Origin of the sequence: Bradyrhizobium sp. UBA2491 (assembly GCF_002341725.1) — a bacterium.
GTDB lineage: Bacteria > Pseudomonadota > Alphaproteobacteria > Rhizobiales > Xanthobacteraceae > Bradyrhizobium.
Genome location: NZ_DDOP01000028.1, coordinates 27,207 through 45,707, shown reverse-complemented (window position 1 = coordinate 45,707; position 18,501 = coordinate 27,207). Strand labels below are relative to the sequence as shown.

Annotated in this window: 15 protein-coding genes and 1 pseudogene; 5 read left to right on the top strand and 11 right to left on the bottom strand. The window is 65.5% G+C overall.

All coding sequences use genetic code 11. The annotated features are described in order from the left end of the window. The 4 genes and pseudogenes from B2W55_RS08370 to B2W55_RS08355 all read right to left on the bottom strand — a co-directional run. A pseudogene (locus B2W55_RS08370) lies at positions 1-259 on the bottom strand (OmpA family protein); the annotation flags it as partial. A 230-nt stretch (positions 260-489) separates the two neighbouring features. Beyond that, complete coding sequence (locus B2W55_RS08365; RefSeq protein ID WP_080890900.1) at positions 490-723, bottom strand: hypothetical protein; 234 nt, start codon at positions 721-723, stop codon at positions 490-492. An 85-nt stretch (positions 724-808) separates the two neighbouring features. Continuing rightward, positions 809-1,195, bottom strand: coding sequence for a VOC family protein (locus B2W55_RS08360; protein WP_024583186.1), 387 nt, complete (start codon positions 1,193-1,195; stop codon positions 809-811). A gap of 180 nt (positions 1,196-1,375) precedes the next feature. Continuing rightward, positions 1,376-3,520: a hybrid sensor histidine kinase/response regulator gene (locus B2W55_RS08355; RefSeq protein ID WP_024583187.1), complete on the bottom strand. Its 2,145-nt coding sequence runs from the start codon at positions 3,518-3,520 to the stop codon at positions 1,376-1,378. 279 nt (positions 3,521-3,799) lie between these two features. Here B2W55_RS08355 and B2W55_RS08350 point away from each other — a divergent pair, with 279 nt between their 5' ends. The 3 genes from B2W55_RS08350 to B2W55_RS08340 all read left to right on the top strand — a co-directional run bounded on the left by B2W55_RS08350 (position 3,800) and on the right by B2W55_RS08340 (position 8,822). Next, positions 3,800-4,087 (top strand): FeoA family protein, encoded by a 288-nt coding sequence (locus tag B2W55_RS08350; RefSeq protein WP_024583188.1) that lies wholly within the window; start codon positions 3,800-3,802, stop codon positions 4,085-4,087. Then, positions 4,084-5,958 carry a ferrous iron transporter B gene (gene feoB, locus B2W55_RS08345; protein ID WP_024583189.1) on the top strand — a complete coding sequence of 625 codons (1,875 nt, stop codon included), beginning with the start codon at positions 4,084-4,086 and terminating at the stop codon, positions 5,956-5,958. Before B2W55_RS08350 ends, feoB begins: the two co-directional genes overlap by 4 nt. Before the next feature lie 113 nt (positions 5,959-6,071). After that, positions 6,072-8,822: a bifunctional acetate--CoA ligase family protein/GNAT family N-acetyltransferase gene (locus tag B2W55_RS08340; RefSeq protein WP_024583190.1), complete on the top strand. Its 2,751-nt coding sequence runs from the start codon at positions 6,072-6,074 to the stop codon at positions 8,820-8,822. A gap of 28 nt (positions 8,823-8,850) precedes the next feature. Here the strand turns inward: B2W55_RS08340 and B2W55_RS08335 are convergent, their stop codons facing one another. Genes B2W55_RS08335 through sdhC form a run of 4 tightly spaced genes read right to left on the bottom strand, consistent with a single transcriptional unit; the run spans position 8,851 to position 12,287 of the window. Beyond that, complete coding sequence (locus B2W55_RS08335; RefSeq protein WP_024583191.1) at positions 8,851-9,636, bottom strand: succinate dehydrogenase iron-sulfur subunit; 786 nt, start codon at positions 9,634-9,636, stop codon at positions 8,851-8,853. Between the two features lie 18 nt (positions 9,637-9,654). Beyond that, on the bottom strand, positions 9,655-11,496 hold the full coding sequence (gene sdhA, locus B2W55_RS08330) for a succinate dehydrogenase flavoprotein subunit (protein WP_024583192.1): 1,842 nt from the start codon (positions 11,494-11,496) through the stop codon (positions 9,655-9,657). Positions 11,497-11,499: 3 nt separating this feature from the next. Then, positions 11,500-11,874, bottom strand: coding sequence for a succinate dehydrogenase, hydrophobic membrane anchor protein (sdhD, locus tag B2W55_RS08325; protein WP_024583193.1), 375 nt, complete (start codon positions 11,872-11,874; stop codon positions 11,500-11,502). 14 nt (positions 11,875-11,888) lie between these two features. Further along, positions 11,889-12,287, bottom strand: coding sequence for a succinate dehydrogenase, cytochrome b556 subunit (sdhC, locus tag B2W55_RS08320; RefSeq protein ID WP_024583194.1), 399 nt, complete (start codon positions 12,285-12,287; stop codon positions 11,889-11,891). A 691-nt stretch (positions 12,288-12,978) separates the two neighbouring features. On the opposite strand from sdhC, the gene B2W55_RS08315 reads away from it, so the two are divergent. After that, complete coding sequence (locus B2W55_RS08315) at positions 12,979-13,839, top strand: sulfite exporter TauE/SafE family protein (RefSeq protein ID WP_024583195.1); 861 nt, start codon at positions 12,979-12,981, stop codon at positions 13,837-13,839. Positions 13,840-13,946: 107 nt separating this feature from the next. On the opposite strand, the gene B2W55_RS08310 is transcribed toward B2W55_RS08315, so the two are convergent. Further along, positions 13,947-14,444 (bottom strand): hypothetical protein, encoded by a 498-nt coding sequence (locus B2W55_RS08310; RefSeq protein ID WP_024583196.1) that lies wholly within the window; start codon positions 14,442-14,444, stop codon positions 13,947-13,949. A 28-nt stretch (positions 14,445-14,472) separates the two neighbouring features. Further along, complete coding sequence (locus B2W55_RS08305) at positions 14,473-16,002, bottom strand: malonate--CoA ligase (RefSeq protein ID WP_024583197.1); 1,530 nt, start codon at positions 16,000-16,002, stop codon at positions 14,473-14,475. Between the two features lie 86 nt (positions 16,003-16,088). Between B2W55_RS08305 and B2W55_RS08300 the strand changes: the two genes are divergently transcribed. Further along, positions 16,089-16,850, top strand: coding sequence for an SDR family oxidoreductase (locus B2W55_RS08300; RefSeq protein ID WP_024583198.1), 762 nt, complete (start codon positions 16,089-16,091; stop codon positions 16,848-16,850). 102 nt (positions 16,851-16,952) lie between these two features. Here B2W55_RS08300 and B2W55_RS08295 read toward each other — a convergent pair whose 3' ends face one another. Further along, on the bottom strand, positions 16,953-18,353 hold the full coding sequence (locus B2W55_RS08295; protein ID WP_024583199.1) for an MFS transporter: 1,401 nt from the start codon (positions 18,351-18,353) through the stop codon (positions 16,953-16,955). Positions 18,354-18,501 lie beyond the last annotated feature (148 nt).

Here is an 18,501-nt window from a genome sequence, read left to right as displayed (position 1 = left end):
GAGCGGGATGCGCGGCTGGCGCGGCGGCGGGTGGTGGCGCCTGCGGGTGCGGCGCGGCTGCTGGCGGTGCCGGATGTGCGGGTGCGCCCGGCGCGGGGCGTTCCGGCCGCGGCTTCGGCTTTCCGTCAGGTCCGGTTTCTTCCTTTGGCTGCGCCTGTGCGACGACCAGCGGCGAGGTTTGTGCGTGCGACGCTGAAGTGGCGAACTGCATCACCGTCAGCGCAGTCGTGGCAAGCAGCACGAGACGAAGCTTTGTCATGGTCTTTGGAGTCCCCGGCGGAAAAGTCTGGGCAGGAAGGAAACAGAGAGCCGAACAATTCGGCAGCACGATGAATTGCCAGCCGTTGGGCCGGATTGTGGCGAGCGCCGAATCATCGGCCAAGTTTATTTCGACATTATAACGGGTTGCATGCGCGTTTGTTCACGACGCATTCAGAAGAAACGCTTGGACACACTTGCAATCGACGGGGAACTGCGGCGCGCGGTGTCTCACCGGGTGGCGGGTCGATCTGTCGCAGGCGGCGGGCGGGGTGCCGCGGCCGGTCCGCGCAGCGATGATTCGTCGGGGGTCTTGCCGGGCAATTCGTCCGGCCGCGGCGGCTCGCCGGGTTCGCGCACCGGCGGCGGAATTTCCGGCTGCGGGTTGCCCGGTGGAACCCCCGGGGGTGGCTCGCTCGGCGTGCCCGGTGTGGCCGGCGGAATCTCCGGAGGCTCGATCGGCATTGTATCGAGCCCTTGCGTCGCGTCGTGCACGTTGATCGCTCCGTTGGGATGCGAAGCGACAACGGACCGCGTGCTGGGGCGTTCCTCAACCGGGCGTGTGACAGACCGCCTCGATATTGTGCCCGTCGGGATCGAGCACGAATGCGCCGTAATAATTGGGGTGATAATGCGCGCGGATCCCGGGCGCGCCATTGTCGCGGCCGCCGGCCGCCATCGCCGCCGCGTAGAAGGCATCGACGGTGGCGCGGTCCTTGGCGATGATGGCGATATGTACCGGCTTGTCCATCGCGCCTTCGCCGCCGATCCAGAAGTCCGGCTTGCCGTTGGCGCCGAAGCCCGCCGCGGGCGCGTGCCCGGTCACCTCCGCCGGCACTTCCATGATCAGGCTGTAGTCGAGCGGCGCCAGCGCCGTCTGGTAGAACGCCTTCGCGCGTTGATAGTCGGAGACCGAAAAGCCGATATGGTCGATCATCGCGTGGCTCCCTTGTCGTGAGGCATTTGCATCCCCGATCTCGATTCGCCTCTGCCTTGGAGAGGTCGCTTTGCACCCGAGCGCAAAGCAGGTCGCAATCTGTTCTTTCGGCAGCTACCGTTACCTGCGGCTGCACCTCATTCCAACCATCCGCTTTGACGCATGGCGCGCGCGGTTCACTCACTCCGCCGGCGCCTGGTCCCGCCGCAGCCGGCGCGAGCGCGCGGCCTTGTGCAGCACGCGCGAAAGCTGTTCGGCCGAGTAGGGCTTCTGTAGCAACTCGAAGCCGCCGCTGCCTTGTTGCGACAGCACCTGGCTGTAGCCGGAGGCGAGCACGATTGGCAGGTCGAGCCGCTGCCGGCGGATCTCCTCCGCGAGCTCGATGCCGCTCATGCCGGGCATCACGACGTCGGTGAACACGAGGTCGAACCGGCCTGAGTCAATGGCAAGCTCCTCCAGCGCGTGGGTGGCGTTCTCCACCAGCACGCAGGTGCAGCCGAGCTGGGTCAGCGTGTCGGCGGCGAACTTTCCGACCTCGGCATTGTCCTCGACAATCAAGACCGATGCGTTGGTCCCATCGACCGGCAGCGCATCGTCGGCGAGCGGCGACGGGGTGTCGTGGTCGCCGACGACGCGCGGCAGATAGAGCGTGAAGGTCGTGCCCTTGCCGACTTCGCTGGTGACATCCACCTCGCCGCCGGACTGCTTGGCGAAGCCGAACACCTGCGACAGGCCGAGGCCGGTGCCCTGGCCGACCTCCTTGGTGGTGTAGAACGGCTCGAAGATCCGGCCGAACAGCTCCTGCGGAATTCCGACGCCGGTGTCGGTCACCGTAACCGCGACATGGCCGTGCGCGCTCGGCGCGCCGGCCACGTTGGCCGGCAGGCTGCTCACCGGGCGGACCGCGATCGTGAGCCGGCCGACGCCATCCATGGCGTCGCGCGCATTCACCGCCATGTTGATCACGGCGGTTTCGAACTGGCCCGCATCGGCGTTGACCAGGCAGATCTCGTCGGGCACCTGCGCTGCGATCTCGATCCGCGAGCCGATCAGGGGGGCAATCATCTCGCACAGGGTCCGGACGTTCTGGCAGGCGTCGAACACTTCGGGCTTGAGGGCCTGCCGGCGCGCGAACGCCAGCAGCTGGTTGGTGAGCTTGGCGGCACGGTTCACGGTGTTGGAGATCGCGTCGATGTAGCGCTGCCGCCGCGGCTCCGGCAGGTCCGGCCGCCGCAACATGTCGACCGACGCGCGGATCACGGTGAGCAGATTGTTGAAATCGTGCGCGACGCCGCCGGTGAGTTGCCCGAGCGCTTCCAGCCGCTGGCCATGCCGCAGCGCATCCTCGGCCTCGATCCGCCGGTTGGCCTCCTCCTCCAGGCGCTCGGTTCGCTGGTAGGCGAGCGCCAGCAGGCCAAACAGCAGGGCTGTGGCCGGGATGCCGAAGATCAAATGCTGGGCCATGGTCGTGATCCAGCGCGCCCGGATCGCCGAGGTTTCGAGGCCGGCGCTGACATAAAGCGGGTATTCGGGCAGCCGCTCGTAGCGCATGCGCCGTTCGATGCCGTCGACGGGGGAGCGGATCGTCATGGTGCCGGCCAGCGGATTGGCGGCCATTTGTTGTCCCAGCGGCCCGCTCGGCTCGAATCTCGCCTGGTGGTCGACGACCGGGAAGTGCGCCAGCACGGCGCCATCGGTCCGGATCAGCGCCAGGAAGCTGCCGGGCTCGCGGCCGATCCGGGCGTAGAAATTCTCGAAATATTCGGGAAGCACCGAGGCCTGGATCACGCCGGCAAAGCTGCCATCCTCATTGTTGCGGCGCCGGCCGACGCTGAAGAATCGCGCGCCCTGATAGGGCAGCCGCGGCGTCAGCACCTCGCCGATGAAGGTGCCGATGTTGCCCTGGGCATGGATCCGGAAATAGTCCCGGTCCGAGAAATCGACGTCGGGGGCCGGCTCGACCAGGCTGTTGACGAGCGCCCGGCCGTTGGCATCGAACACCCAGAGCGACTTCACCTGGGGAAGCGCCTCGGCGACCTGGCGCAGCCGGTCGTGTAGGTTCTTCTCGTGCGCGACGATCTCGGCATCGCTCATGCCGCGGACGACCTCGGTGACCTCGGACAGGCTGCGGTCGATGGTCTCGAACACCTTGAGCGCGTGCTCATGGGTGACATCGAGCGTCCGCTGGATCTCCTGGTCGGCGGCCTCACTGTTCGAGATCCGCGACATCGCAGATGCGAAGCCGAACAGCGCCAGCGGAAGGGCCAGCGAGGCGGCCATCATCCATTGCAGCAGTCTCAGCGAATTGCGTTGTGCGGGTTGCACGGGCGCTCCGGCTCCTTGCGGACCTTAACGCAAACCGTTGCGCTGGAGAAACCCAAACCCGGCCGCCGGAGGGCGCCGCGGGCGTACGGTCGCCGTCGCCGCGTCCGGCCGGGCCGCGCACACAGGCCGTCCGCCGCGATCACGCCCCCGTTAACAAGACAGCTTCAGTCAAGCGGAAAATCGGCCGGGATGCCGATCGCAGGTGCTGTTTTTAGGAGTTCTAAAACCTCTCACGGGCAAATGCTTGACCCTGTGACTACCTGCTGAAAAACAGGCCGGATGACAGGCGATCCAAACACCACCCAGGACAGTTTTCGGGACACCCGGCTCGGACATGCGGATCGCGGTTTTGTCGGCAGGATCGTCAGGCTCGATGCGCTCGTGACGGGCTCATCGCTCTCCCCGCAGGAGCTGGAGCAGCGCCTGGTCGAGATGGGATTTGTGGAAGGCGCGCGCGTGGAGATCCTGCACGAGGGGACGATCCGGAGGGACCCGATCGCGGTGCGCGTCGACAGCATCACGATCGCGCTGCGCCGGAGTGAAGCCATGGCCGTGATCGTCGAATGACAACTGCATCCTTGCGTCTGGCGCTGGTCGGTGCGCCGAACACCGGCAAGACGTCGCTGTTCAACCGGTTGACCGGCAGCACCCAGAAGGTCGCCAACTATCCCGGCGTCACGGTCGAGCGCAAATCCGGCGGCTTCGTCACGCCGGAGGGCCGCAGCGTGACCGTGCTCGACCTGCCGGGCACCTATTCGCTGCGTGGCCGCAGCCCGGACGAGGAGATCACCCGCGACATCGTGCTCGGCCGCTTCGAGGGCGAGGCGGTGCCCGATCTGATGCTGTGCGTCGCCGACGCCACCAACCTGCGGCTGACCTTGCGGCTGGTGCTCGAGCTGAAGCGGATCGGCCGGCCGATGATGCTGGTGCTCAACATGATCGACATCGCCAAGCGCCGCGGCGTCACGATCGATCTCGACCGGATGTCGCAGGAGCTGGGGCTGCCGATCGTCACCTCGGTCGCGGTCCGCAAGGGCGGTGTCGACGAGCTGCTGAAGCGGACCGACGAATTCCTGTCGAAGTCGCATGAAGCGGCGGCCAGCGAATGGACCGCGCCGACGATCGCCGATCTCAAGGCGGCGCAGCGCGAGGCGGATCGCATCATCGCCGCTGTCGTGACGCTGCCGGCCAAGCCCGACACGCTGACCAACCGGATCGATTCCGTCGTGCTGCATCCGGTCTGGGGTATCGTGATCCTGGCCGTGATCCTGTTCGTGATGTTCCAGGCGGTGTTCACCTGGGCGCAGCCGGCGATGGAATTGCTGTCGGACAGCTTCGCCGCGCTCGGGCAGTTGATCCACGACATCCTGCCCGCGAACTGGAGCCTGTTGCAGAGCTTCCTGCAGAACGGCGTGATTTCGGGCGTCGGCAGCGTCATCGTGTTCCTGCCGCAGATCATCATCATCTTCCTATTCATCCTGCTGCTGGAAGATTTCGGCTACATGGCGCGCGCCGCGTTCCTGATGGACCGCATCATGGGCGGCGCCGGGCTGCATGGCCGCGCCTTCATTCCGCTGCTGTCGAGTTTCGCCTGCGCCATTCCCGGCATCATGGCGACGCGGGTGATCGACAATCCGCGCGATCGCCTGACCACGATCCTGATCGCGCCGCTGATGACCTGCTCGGCGCGGATTCCGGTCTACACGCTGATCATCTCCGCCTTCGTGCCGTCGACCACGCTGTGGGGCTTCGTCAATTTGCAGGGGCTCGTGATGTTCGGCCTCTATGCCGCAGGGATCACCAGCGCGCTGACGGTCTCGGCGATCGCAAAATTCTTCCTGTGGCGCGATCATGCGCCGGCGCCGTTCATGCTGGAATTGCCCGACTACAAGATGCCGCGGCTGCGCAGCATCGCGATCGGCGTGTTCAACCGCGCCAAGATGTTCCTGTACCGCGCCGGCACCACGATTCTCTCGATGATGGTGCTGATCTGGTTCCTGGCCTCGTTCCCGCAGGCGCCGGCCGGGGCCGAGGGGCCGGCGATCAACTACAGCTTCGCGGCGATGATCGGCCACGCGCTCGAGCCGCTGCTGCGGCCGATCGGCTTCAACTGGCAGATCGCGGTGGCGCTGATCCCGGGCATGGCGGCGCGCGAGGTCGCGGTCGCCGCGCTCGGCACCGTCTACTCGATCGAGGGCGGCAAGGAGGCGGCGGATGCGATCGGCCAGGTGCTGGCCCAGAAATGGACGCTCGCCACCGCGCTGTCGATGCTGGTCTGGTACATCTTCGCCCCGCAATGCGCCTCGACGCTCGCGGTGATCCGCCGCGAGACCGGCGGCGCGAAGTGGATGGTGGTGACGTTCCTGTACATGCTGGCGCTGGCCTATGCCGCGAGCTTCCTGACCTTCAACCTGGCGCAGGCGCTGGGGCTGCATTAGGCGGAGTGCTGCGTTCCGTCATACGGACCAGAGGTCGCAGCGGTTACAATGGGTCGAACGACGAAGTAGAGTTGATCCGGAGCGCATCACGCGCTTGCCTGCGAGACCACGCAATGTCGACCTTCGGCCTGGAGCGGGTATTCTCGCCGCGGAGCATCGCGGTGGTCGGTGGCAGCCCGCGACCGTCATCGCTCGGCGCGGCGGTGCTGCGAAACATCAAGGCAAGCGGCTTCGGCGGCAAGGTTGGCGTCGTCAACCGGCAATATGCCGATGTCGATGGCGTGCCGACCGTTCCGGATCTGAAGTCGCTCCCGTTCACGCCCGATCTCGTCGTCATCAGCGCGCCGGCGGCTGCCGTGCCGGAGATCGTGGCGGAGGCAGCCTTGGCCGGCGTCGCCGGTGCCGCGATCCTGTCGGCCGGTCTCGGCCACGGCGCGGGCTCGCTTGCGGACATCGCCGGGCAGACGGCGCGGCGCCACGGCATGCGTCTGATCGGGCCGAATTGCCTCGGCGTCATGGTGCCGCGTGCGAAGCTCAATGCGAGCTTCGCCTCGCATCAGCCGTCCGATGGACATGTCGCACTGATCTCGCAGTCCGGCGCGGTCGCATCGGCGATGATCGAATGGGCGGCGGAGCGGAGGCTCGGCTTCTCCGGCATCGCCTCGATCGGCGATCAGCTCGACGTCGACGTCGCCGACCTGCTGGATCATTTCGCGCTCGACGACCATACCAGCGCGATCCTGATCTACCTCGAGGCGGTCAAGGATGCGCGCAAGTTCATGTCGGCGGCGCGCGCCGCGGCACGGTTGAAGCCGGTCATCATCGTCAAGTCGGGGCGGATGGCGCAGGGCGCGATCGCCGCTGCGACCCACACCGGCGCGCTGGCCGGCTCCGATGCGGTCTATGACGCCGCGTTCCGCCGCGCCGGCATACTGCGCGTCTACGACCTGCGCCAATTGTTCGATTGTGCCGAGTTGCTCGGCCGCGGCTTCGTTCCGCGCGGCAACCGGCTGGCGATCCTGACCAATGGCGGCGGCCTCGGCATCCTCGCGACCGACCGGCTCGCCGAGCTTGGCGGCGTTCCCGCGACCTTGGCGACGGAGACGATCGAACGGCTCGACAAGATGCTGCCGCCGGGCTGGTCATGCGCCAATCCGGTCGACATCGCCGGCGATGCCGATGCCGCGCGGTATGTGGTGGCGCTCAACGCGTTGCTCGATGACGCCAACAGCGACGCGGTGCTGGTCGCGAATGTCGAGATGGCGGTGGCGCCGGCCGAGGGCATCGCCGAGGCGGTGGCGCAATGCGTCCGTGAGCGCAGGTCGAAGCGGAGCGCGGTTGCCGCACTGGTGCTCGCGGCGTGGGTCGGCGCCGACGAGCGCACCGGCGCGATCTTCGAGGCGGCGCGGATCCCGCATTTCCCGACCGAGGACGATGCGGTGCGCGCCTTCATGTATCTGGTGCGCTACCGCGAGGCCTCCACGGCACTCGCCGCAATTCCGCCCGGCGTTGCCTCGGTGTTCACGCCGGATACGGCGGCGGCGCGGCACGTCGTCTTGAACGCGTTGTCGGAGGGACGGGCCTGGCTCGACCCGGCCGAGATCGTCGCCCTGTTCGAGGCCTATCGGATCCCGATCGTGACGACCATCGTCGCCGACGGAGCCGAGGACGCCGCGGAGAAGGCGGCGCCGTTCCTGGCCGAGGGACATGCCATCGTGGTCAGGGTGTTCTCGCGCGACATCCGGCACGCCTCCGATGTCGGTGGCGTGATCCTCGATCTGCGCACCAGGGACAGCGTCGTCGAAGCGGCCAGGACGGTCATGGACCGCGCACGAAGCGCGCGGCCCGATGCCATCCTGCAAGGCGTGACGATCCAGCCGATGATCGTGCGCCGCGCGGCGCGCGAATTGATCCTCGGCATCGCCGACGATCCGACCTTCGGCCCGGTGATCGTGTTCGGGCGCGGCGGTCCCGCGGTCGAGGTGATCAATGACAAGGCGCTGGCGTTGCCGCCGCTCGACATGAATCTCGCCCGTGAGCTGGTCGGGCGCACCCGCGTCTCGCGGCTGCTCGGCGGCTATGGCGACGTGGCGGCGGTCCCGGCCGATGTGGTGCCGCTCACGCTGGTCAAGCTGGCGCAGATGGCGGCCGATATTCCCGAAGTCGCCGAGCTCGACATCAATCCGATGCTGGCGGATGAGAGCGGCGTGCTCGCGCTCGATGCGCGGGTGGCGATTCGCAAGCCCGCGCGGCTGTTTGCGGGCCATACGAGGCTCGCGGTCAGGCCCTATCCGTCGCAATGGGAGGGCGAGCTCGCGTTACGCGACGGCTCGCGCGTCACCGTGCGTCCGATGCGGCCGGAGGACGAGCCGATGGTCGATGGCTTCTTCAAGCGCGTGAGCGCCGAGGACCTCAGGCTGCGCTTCTTCCACGCCATGAAGGAATTCTCGCACGCCTTCATCGCGCGGCTCACCCAGCTCGACTATGCGCGCGCGATGGCCTTTGTGGCGCTCGACCCGGCGTCCGGCGAGATGATGGGCGCGGTGCGTCTGCATTCGGACTCGCTCTACGAGAACGCCGAATATGCGATCCTGTTGCAGTCCGATCTCAAAGGCAAAGGGCTCGGCTGGGCGCTGATGCAGCTCCTGATCCACTATGCGCAGTCGGAGGGCTTGCAGCGGCTGTCAGGCCAGGTGCTGACCGAGAACACCACGATGATCGGAATGTGCCGCGATCTCGGCTTCACCGTCACGATGGATCCGGAGGATCACAGCATCGTCGACGTCGTCCTCGACCTCCGCAAGCCGGGGGTCGCTGCGGTCGGTGCCGATATCCTGATCCGGCCGGCGGCGGCTGGGCGCTGATATAAACGCCAGCCGCCGTTGCGTCGGATCAGATCTGGCGTTCGACCATCTTGAACTTGAGCTCGGCGATCGCTTCCGAGGGATTGAGGCCCTTCGGGCACGCCTTGGCGCAGTTCATGATGGTGTGGCAACGATAGAGGCGGAACGGGTCCTCGAGATTGTCGAGCCGCTCGCCGGTCGCTTCGTCGCGGGAGTCGGTGACCCAGCGCGTCGCCTGTAGCAGCGCAGCGGGGCCGAGGAAGCGTTCGCTGTTCCACCAGTAGCTCGGGCACGAGGTCGAGCAGCAGGCGCACAGGATGCACTCGTAGAGGCCGTCGAGCTTCTCGCGGTCCTCGTGGCTCTGCTTCCATTCCTTCTGCGGCGTCGGCGTCGTGGTCTTGAGCCACGGCTCGATCGAAGCGTACTGGGCGTAGAAATTGGTGAGGTCAGGGACGAGATCCTTCACCACCGGCTGATGCGGCAGCGGATTGACCTTCACCGCGCCGCCGGCGCCGACATCGTGCATCGACTTGGTGCAGGCCAGGGTGTTCTGGCCGTCGATGTTCATCGCGCAGGAGCCGCAAACGCCTTCGCGGCAGGAGCGGCGGAAGGTCAGCGTCGGGTCGATGTGGTTCTTGATCCAGATCAGACCGTCCAGCACCATCGGACCGCAATCATGGGTGTCGACATAGTAGGTGTCGACGCTCGGATTCTTGCCGTCGTCCGGATTCCAGCGATACACACGAAATTCGCGGGTCTCGGTGGCGCCGGCCGGCTTAGGCCAGGTCTTGCCGCCGGAAATCCTCGAATTCTTCGGAAGTGCGAATTCAACCATGTCTGCTCGCCTTCGTTCTCAGTAGACCCGCGCCTTCGGCGGGATGTACTGCACGTCATTGGTCATCGTGTAGCTGTGCACCGGACGGTACTCGATCGCGGTCTTGCCGGCCGGATCGATCCAGGTCAGCGTGTGCTTCATCCAGTCCTTGTCGTTGCGGTCTGGGAAGTCCTCACGCGCATGCGCGCCGCGGCTTTCGGTGCGGTTGGCCGCCGAGTCCATCGTCACGACCGCCTGCACGATCAGATTGTCGAATTCCAGCGTCTCGATCAGGTCGGAATTCCACACCAGCGAACGGTCCGAGACCGAGATGTCGCCGACGCCGCCATAGACCTTGTGGATCAGGTTCTGGCCTTCCTGCAAAATGTCGCCGGTGCGGAACACCGCGCAATTGTTCTGCATCACGTGCTGCATGCTGTCGCGCAGCTTCGCGGTCGGCGTGCCGCCGGAGGCGTGGCGGAAGTGATCGAGCCGGCCGAGCGCAAGGTCGGACGAATCCTTCGGCAGCTCGGGCTGCTTGGCGTTCGCGGTCAGCTTGTCGGCGAGGCGCAGCGCCGCTGCGCGGCCGAACACCACGAGGTCGATCAGCGAATTGGAGCCGAGGCGGTTGGCGCCATGCACCGACACGCAGGCGGCTTCGCCGATCGCCATCAGGCCCGGCACCACCGAATTGTCGTCGCCGTTGCGCTTGGTCAGCACCTCGGCGTGATAGTTCGTGGCGATGCCGCCCATGTTGTAGTGCACCGTCGGCACGATCGGGATCGGCTCGCGGGTGACGTCGACATTGGCGAAGATCTTCGCCGATTCCGAGATGCCCGGCAGCCGCTCATGCAGCACCTTGGGATCGAGGTGATCGAGGTGCAGGAAGATGTGATCCTTCTTCTTGCCGACGCCGCGGCCTTCGCGGATCTCGATCGTCATCGCGCGCGAGACGACGTCGCGCGAGGCGAGGTCCTTGGCCGAAGGCGCGTAGCGCTCCATGAAGCGCTCGCCCTCGGAGTTGACGAGATAGCCGCCTTCGCCGCGGGCGCCCTCGGTGACGAGGCAGCCCGAGCCGTAGATGCCGGTCGGGTGGAACTGGACGAACTCCATGTCCTGCAACGGCAGGCCGGCGCGCAGCACCATGCCGCCGCCATCGCCGGTGCAGGTGTGCGCCGAGGTGCAGGAGGCGTAGGCGCGGCCGTAGCCGCCGGTCGCCAGGATCGTGGTCTGGGCACGGAAGCGATGCAACGTGCCGTCGTCGAGCTTGAGCGCGATCACGCCGCGGCAGACGCCCTGGTCGTCCATGATCAGGTCGATGGCGAAGAATTCGATGAAGAACTCGGCCGCGTGGCGCAGCGACTGGCCGTACATCGTGTGCAGCATGGCGTGGCCGGTGCGGTCGGCGGCGGCGCAGGTGCGCTGCGCCTGGCCCTTGCCGTAATCCATGGTCATGCCGCCGAACGGGCGCTGGTAGATCTTGCCGTCCTCGGTGCGCGAGAACGGCACGCCCCAATGCTCGAGCTCGTAGACCGCGTCGGGCGCGTTGCGCACCATGTATTCGATCGCGTCCTGGTCGCCGAGCCAGTCCGACCCCTTCACGGTGTCGTACATGTGCCAGCGCCAGTCGTCCTGGTGCATGTTGCCAAGCGAGGCCGAGATGCCGCCCTGCGCCGCAACGGTGTGCGAGCGGGTCGGGAACACCTTGGTGATGCAGGCGGTGCGCAGGCCCGCTTCCGAGCAGCCGACCACGGCGCGCAGGCCCGCGCCGCCGGCGCCGACCACGACGACGTCGTAGGTGTGGTCCTGGATCGGATAGGCCTTGCCGTTGGTCGCCGGACCACTGCCGTTGGTGGTCTTGCCGTTAGCTTCTCCAGCCATGGGTTAAACTCCCGACGACAATTTGAGGATTGCGTAGATCGAGGCCATGGCGACCGCGACGCAGAAGAAGTTGTTCGCCATCACGCTGGCGATCTTCAGCTTCTCATTGTGGATGTAGTCTTCGATCACGACCTGCATGCCGATCTTCATGTGCCATGTGCTGGCGATGATGAAGAGCAGCAGGATGATGGCGATCGGGATCGAGCCGAGGATTTGCGCCGCGCCGGCATGATTGCGGCCGATCAGCATGATCATCACGACGATGACCGGGACGATCAGCAGCGTCATCGCGACCGCGGTGAGGCGCTGACGCCAGAAATCCGAGGTGCCGGTATGCGCGGAGCCGAGGCCGCGGACGCGCTCCAGCGGCGTCCGCATTGAGGGGCGGCTGCTCATCGTCCACCCCCGACGGCGTAGGCAATGATCCAGACCAGCACGGTCAGCGAGATGCCGGCGACCAGCGCGCCCCAGGTCAGGGCTTCGCGCTCATTGGCCTTGAAGCCGTAGCCGAGGTCCCAGACGAAATGCCGGATGCCGCTGCACAGATGGTGCATCAGCGCCCATGTATAGCCGAACACGATCAGCTTGCCGATCGCGCTGCCGGTGAAGGCCTGGACGTTGGCGTAGGCGGTCGGGCCGGAGGCGGCTGCGATCAGCCACCAGGCGACCAGCAGGGTGCCGAAATAGAGGGCCACACCGGTGGCGCGATGGACGATGGACAGCGCCATCGTCAGGGTCCACCGGTAGGTCTGCAAATGGGGTGAAAGGGGTCGTTCGATCCTGGCGGTCATCGGCGGGCTTTGTGTTGTGAGGGACCGCGGCCGGCCCATCGGGGAACGCGGTAGACGAATTCTATTTACGGAGTCGTACCTCGCCGCGCAACGGCCAAATAGCCTTCGGTCGAACCGAAGTTCATTGTTAGACTTGCCGAATTCTGGTTGATCCGCAGTGTGGTATACCAGATGCAAGGTCGACTGAACTAAGAAGTGAATCCATATTCCGGCCTCGTTGAAGAGCCATCGGAAGGCGCAAGGACGCGGACCGGAAGCCGCCGGTTTTGCCCCATTGTTCCACCAGATAATCGACAAATGCCCTGATCTTAGGCGATCGGGCCGGCGACGGCCGAAGCAACGGATTCGCTGCCACTCGCATCGGTTCGTGGCTGGGTGAGAGGCGCCGCACGCCTGTACCTGCAATCCCTGGACTGCATCTGTCGAACCGACCTGTTGATCATGCCGTCGCCATACCGCACCGCGTCAATCCGTGCGCAGCGGCCATTCATCCAGAGCCGACCCGATATGCGGAATTTGCGATTCGCCTTGGTCCGTCGACAACGCGTCACGCGAGACGTTGCATGAGCACCTGCGCGATGGCGCCGATACTCCCGAATCCGAAAAGCGGCTATTGCTCGCGACGCGCAGTCGCGAAACGTCGCCGAAGCACCTGCTCCGGCAACACGCACCCCGATGCTGCACGAAGAAGATGATGGCCGGCCTCGATCCCAGCGAATTGCTCGAACTCGCACTGTTGCTGATTGCGGTCGGCGCGCTGTCCGGCTTTCTTGCCGGCCTGTTCGGCATTGGTGGTGGCGCGATCCTGGTGCCGGTGTTCTACGAATGCTTTCGCCTCGCCGGCGTCCCGCTCGAGGTGCGGATGCCGCTCTGCATCGGCACCTCGCTCGCCATCATCATCCCGACCTCGCTGAGTTCGTTCCGCGCCCATTATCGCCGCGGCGCGGTCGATATGGAGATCCTGAAGCGCTGGTGGCTGCCGATCGTGATCGGCGTCGCCGCCGGCAGCGTCACCGCGCGCTTCGCGCCGGAGCGATTGTTCAAGATCGTGTTCGTCCTGGTGGCCTGGTCGGCGGCGGCGCGGCTGCTGTTGGCGCGCGAGACCTGGAAATTCGGCGACGACGTGCCGAAAGGTTTCCTGATGCGCGTCTATGGCTTCTTCGTCGGCCTGCTCTCGACATTGATGGGCATCGGCGGCGGTCTGTTCGCCAATCTCCTGATGACCTTCTACGGCCGGCCGATCCATCAGGCGGTTGCGACCTCGTCCGCGCTCGCGGTGCTGATCTCGATCCCCGGTGCGCTGGGCTACGTCTATGCCGGCTGGCCCGCCGCCGCGCGCTTCCCCGACGTCGCCGCGCTGCAACTGCCGTTCGCGCTCGGCTACGTCTCGCTGATCGGCGCGCTGCTGGTGATGCCGACCACGCTCGTCACCGCGCCGCTCGGCGTGAAGGTTGCGCACGCGCTGTCGAAGCGGGCGCTGGAGGTGGCGTTCGGGGCCTATCTCTTTATCGTCGGCGGGCGCTTCGTGATCAGTTTGCTGGGCGGGCACTAGTCGCAGTTAGAGCGTTTTCGAGCGAAGTGGATACCGGTTCGCGTGAAGAAAACGCGTCAAGACAAGAACCTAGAGCCCGTTCCGATTCTATCGGAACGGAAACGACTCTAGTCCTTCAACCGGACCTCGCTGTTGCCCCAGTACCGCATATCGCCGACCCCCTCTATACGATCCATATCGGAGAGCGCCTTCAGCCGCGCCGCGGTCGCCTCATAGCTGATCGCCCAGCCAAGCTCCTTGAAGCGTTCTTCTGCCATGGTCACGAACCTCACGACCTTCAGCCAACGCGGCTTCAAAAGCGACAAGATCACCTCGTCGAGTTGATCTTCAGTCACTGAAGGCGGAAGTTTCACCTCGCTCCATGTCAGTTCGCCGCAGAGTATGCTTGGCTCTCGCTCCTCTGTGGGTGGCAGCAGGTCCGGATGTTGCTCGCAAATCGGAAGGAGAAGCTTGTCCTCGATGGCCGCGATGACCTCCTGAACCGAATCATGGAAACGAATCCGCTCCTGCTTGCCAAGCCCTGCGATGTTCCTTTCAGCCTCGTACATTGCGTCCAAAGCATCGAAGATCTGCAGACAGATCTTCTCGGCATACTCGCGGTTCATTTGGCCCTCGCGACGTCGTCGCGTCCCCTCAAGCCTTCGAATAAATGTCCTTGTACTTATCGCGCAGGATATTCTTCTGCACCTTGCCCATCGCGTTGCGCGGCAATTCGTCGACCACGAAGACGCGCTTGGGCATCTTGAATTTGGCGAGCCGTCCGTCGAGCGCCTTCAGCACCGCGGCCTCGCTGACATCGGCGCCCTTGCTGCACACCAGCACGGCGGTGACGCCCTCGCCGAAATCGGCATGCGGTACACCGATCACGGCGGATTCGATCACGCCGGGCATGGCGTCGATCTCGCTCTCGATCTCTTTCGGATAGACGTTGAAGCCGCCGGAGATCACGAGATCCTTGCCGCGACCGAGGATGTGGACGTAGCCCTTGTCGTCGATCTTGCCGAGGTCGCCGGTGATGAAGAAGCCGTCGCCGCGGAATTCGGCCTTGGTCTTCTCCGGCATCCGCCAGTAGCCCTGGAACACGTTCGGGCCCTTGACCTCGATCATGCCGATGGTGTCCCGCGCGAGCTCCTTGCCGGTCTCGGGATCGGTGACCCGCACCGAGACGCCGGGCAGCGCGAAGCCGACGGCGCCAGGCACGCGATCGCCCTCATAGGGGTTCGACGTATTCATGTTGGTCTCGGTCATGCCGTAGCGCTCGAGCACGGCGTGGCCGGTGCGTGCCGACCATTCGCGATGGGTGTCGGCGAGCAGCGGCGCCGAGCCCGAGACGAACAGCCGCATATGCTTGGTGGCGTCCTTGTTCAGGCCGGGGTTCTGCAACAGGCGGGTATAGAAGGTCGGCACGCCCATCATCACGGTGGCGCGGGCCATCAGCTTCAGGATCACGTCCGGATCGAACTTCGGCAGGAAGATCATCGAGGCGCGCGCGAACAGCGTGACGTTGCTCGCCACGAACAGGCCGTGGGTGTGATAGATCGGCAGGGCGTGGATCAGCACGTCCTTGTCGGTGAAGCGCCAGTAGTCGACCAGCGAATAGGAGTTCGAGGCGAGATTGTCGTGCGACAGCATCGCGCCCTTGGAGCGGCCGGTGGTGCCTGACGTGTAGAGAATCGCGGCGAGATCATTGTCGCCGCGCGGTACCGTGGCGAACGCCTTCGGCGCTTTGTCGGCGGCCTCGGTCAGCGAGCCCTTGCCGCTCGAATCGAGCGTCTCGACCTTGGCGCCCACCTTGGCGGCGATCGCCCTGATGCCGTCGAGCTTCGAGGGATCGCAGACCACGACCGTCGGCTCGGCATCGGTGATGAAGTATTCGAGCTCGTTCAGCGTATAGGCGGTGTTGAGCGGCAGGTAGACGCCGCCGGCGCGCACGGTGGCGAGATAGAGCACCAGCGCTGAGACCGATTTCTCGGTCTGTGCCGCGACCCGGTCGCCCGGCTTGACGCCGCGCTCGACCAGCACATTGGCCATCTGGCCGGCGCGCGCGATCAGATCGCCATAGGTGATGCGGCTGCCGTCGAGCTGCTCGATGGCGAGCCGGTTGGGGTCGTCGAGGCCGTCGAACAGGCGGGAAAACAGGTTGGCGTTGGTGGTCGTGTTCATGCAACATCCCCCGAGGGGCGAAAGGGCTGGAAACGTCTGGCTGGATTAGCAAAAACGCCCTTCGGAAAGCAACGGAGACAGTTTGCATGACAAATCATGGGAAACGCGTGGCCTGGGTCACCGGCGGCGGAACGGGGATCGGTGAATCCGGGGCGGAATTCCTGGCGGCGGACGGCTGGACGGTGGTGGTCTCCGGCCGCCGCAAGGAAGAGCTCGACCGCGTGGTGGGCAACATCACCAAAAAGAGCGGCAAGGCCGAGGCGATCCCGCTCGATGTCAGCAACAAGGCTGACGTCAACAAGGCGGCCGAGACCATCGTCGCCAAGCACGGCCGCATCGACCTGCTGGTCAACAGCGCCGGCATCAACGTCCCGAAGCGCAGCTGGGCCGACATGGAACTGGAAGGCTGGGACAAGCTGGTCGAGGTCAACCTCAACGGCGTGCTCTACTGCATGCGCGCGGTGCTGCCGACCATGCGCAAGCAGCAGGACGGCTGCATCATCAATGTCGCCTCCTGGGCTGGCCGCCACGTCTCGAAGATGCCGGGCCCGGCCTACACCACGACCAAGCACGCGGTGCTGGCACTGACCCATTCCTTCAACATGGACGAATGCGTCAATGGCCTGCGCGCCTGCTGCCTGTCGCCGGGCGAGGTCGCAACCCCGATCCTCAAGCAGCGGCCGGTGGTGCCGAGCGAGGCCGAGCAGGCCAAGATGCTGCAACCCGAGGATTGCGGCCGCACCATCGCCTTCGTTGCCAGCATGCCGGCACGGGTCTGCATGAACGAGATCCTGATCAGCCCGACCCACAATCGGGGATTCATCCAGACGCCGGCGAACCGGGATTAGGAAAGATGCGTAGGGTGGGTTAGCGAAGCGTAACCCACCATTTGCGCCGCGGCGCGATAAGAGGTGGGTCACGCCTTCGGCTAACCCACCCTACGATTTCTCTCACTCGCTGATCTCGTTCAGCTCCTTGCCGGTATGCTCCGGCACGAAGAAGAACACGCCGATCGCCATCGCGATCATCAGCACGGGGATGCAGAGGAACGCCAGCGCGAACGAGCCGGTGTGCTGCTGGAGCGCGATCGAGACGAACGGGAACAGCACGAAGCCGACGAAATAGGCGATCGCCCAGACCACGCCATTGGCGGCGCCGCGGATCCGGGTCGGAAAGATTTCCGCCGTCAGCGTCGTGCTCGGGCCCCAGAAGCCGAGGAAGCCGAGACACCAAGCGAGGCCGAACGCCCACAGCCAGACGCGATCCTCGGAATAGACCCAGAGCGTCATGAAGATCGCGCCTTCGATCAAGGTCACGATGAAGGTGCGGCGGCGGCCGATCTTGTCGATCAGCCAGCCGACCAGGCACAGGCCAAGGAAGCCGCAGAGGCCGTAGAACACGTAGAACAGGCTGTACTCCGCGGTCGACCAATGCTTCTCGGTCGACAGATACAGCGGCATCCAGGCACCGACCGTGCCGTAGATGCAGGTCGAGGCGCAGGCAACGAACAGTGCGACCAGTGTCGAGGGCAGCACGTCGGGCATGAACACCTGACTGATGCCGACCGATTTGGCCTTGGTGAACCAGTTGCGGTCGTCGTCGCTCACCGTGCCGCCGCGCGCCAGCGTCTCGGAGATGCGCCGCTTGCGGTCCTGCGAGCGCACCCAATAGGGCGATTCCGGACAGGTCGAGCGGATATAGATCGCGAGCAACGCGATGGCGCCGGGGACCATCACGGCGATACGCCAGCCGTAATTGGCGGCCACGAGGCCAGTGATCGCACCCGCGAGCGTGGCGCCGAGGCACCACGCCGAACGCGTGATGCTGATGACGCGGCCGCGCAAGCGCGCCGGCCAGGTCTCCGCCACCAGCATCGAACCGAGCGACCATTCGCCGTTGAGCGCGAAGAACAGCAGCGAGCGCGCGATCACGAACACCGCGAAGGTCGGCGACAACGCTGCGACCGGCATCAGCAGCGAGAACAGCGCGATGTTGACGGCGAGCAGCGTGCGGCGGCCATAGCGGTCGGCGAGCCACGGCCAGAAATAGAGCCCGGCGATTCCGACGAACAAAGCGATCTGCATGCCCGAGCGGTATTCCGGCAAGGTCAGCGCAAATTCCTTGATCACCATCGGCGCGATCAGCGCGAAGATCACGCCGTCCATGCCGTCGAAGCCCCAGCCGAGCGCGTTGGCGGTGGCGATGTGCCAGTGCGTCTTGGTGAGCTCGGTGCTAGCAGCGACGGCGCGGTAATTGGCGTATTGCAGATGCTTCTGTTCGAGCGGGCCGACGTCGCTGCCCGCATCGTTCACCGCGGACGCGGCCTGGCTGTCAGCCGTGATGCTGCTCATGTTTTGATTTCCCCCCGCTGCAACGTGTCACGAAGCTGCACGCGGGACTGAGGCTGAACCGATCGAGGCAGGTCGGCAAGCAAATTGCTCGCGGCGGTGCACTAATAAGGATCGGGGCTGCTCATGCGCGCTGCCCGTTATCGCGGCT

What these genes read in the sequence shown, in the direction of transcription:
- B2W55_RS08365 (WP_080890900.1), bottom strand. Translation starts at nt 723, where the DNA reads ATGCCGATCGAGCCTCCGGAGATTCCGCCGGCCACACCGGGCACGCCG.
- B2W55_RS08360 (WP_024583186.1), bottom strand. Translation starts at nt 1,195, where the DNA reads ATGATCGACCATATCGGCTTTTCGGTCTCCGACTATCAACGCGCGAAG.
- B2W55_RS08350 (WP_024583188.1), top strand. Translation starts at nt 3,800, where the DNA reads ATGACAGGCGATCCAAACACCACCCAGGACAGTTTTCGGGACACCCGG.
- feoB (WP_024583189.1), top strand. Translation starts at nt 4,084, where the DNA reads ATGACAACTGCATCCTTGCGTCTGGCGCTGGTCGGTGCGCCGAACACC.
- B2W55_RS08340 (WP_024583190.1), top strand. Translation starts at nt 6,072, where the DNA reads ATGTCGACCTTCGGCCTGGAGCGGGTATTCTCGCCGCGGAGCATCGCG.
- B2W55_RS08335 (WP_024583191.1), bottom strand. Translation starts at nt 9,636, where the DNA reads ATGGTTGAATTCGCACTTCCGAAGAATTCGAGGATTTCCGGCGGCAAG.
- sdhA (WP_024583192.1), bottom strand. Translation starts at nt 11,496, where the DNA reads ATGGCTGGAGAAGCTAACGGCAAGACCACCAACGGCAGTGGTCCGGCG.
- sdhD (WP_024583193.1), bottom strand. Translation starts at nt 11,874, where the DNA reads ATGCGGACGCCGCTGGAGCGCGTCCGCGGCCTCGGCTCCGCGCATACC.
- sdhC (WP_024583194.1), bottom strand. Translation starts at nt 12,287, where the DNA reads ATGACCGCCAGGATCGAACGACCCCTTTCACCCCATTTGCAGACCTAC.
- B2W55_RS08315 (WP_024583195.1), top strand. Translation starts at nt 12,979, where the DNA reads ATGATGGCCGGCCTCGATCCCAGCGAATTGCTCGAACTCGCACTGTTG.
- B2W55_RS08310 (WP_024583196.1), bottom strand. Translation starts at nt 14,444, where the DNA reads ATGAACCGCGAGTATGCCGAGAAGATCTGTCTGCAGATCTTCGATGCT.
- B2W55_RS08305 (WP_024583197.1), bottom strand. Translation starts at nt 16,002, where the DNA reads ATGAACACGACCACCAACGCCAACCTGTTTTCCCGCCTGTTCGACGGC.
- B2W55_RS08300 (WP_024583198.1), top strand. Translation starts at nt 16,089, where the DNA reads ATGACAAATCATGGGAAACGCGTGGCCTGGGTCACCGGCGGCGGAACG.
- B2W55_RS08295 (WP_024583199.1), bottom strand. Translation starts at nt 18,353, where the DNA reads ATGAGCAGCATCACGGCTGACAGCCAGGCCGCGTCCGCGGTGAACGAT.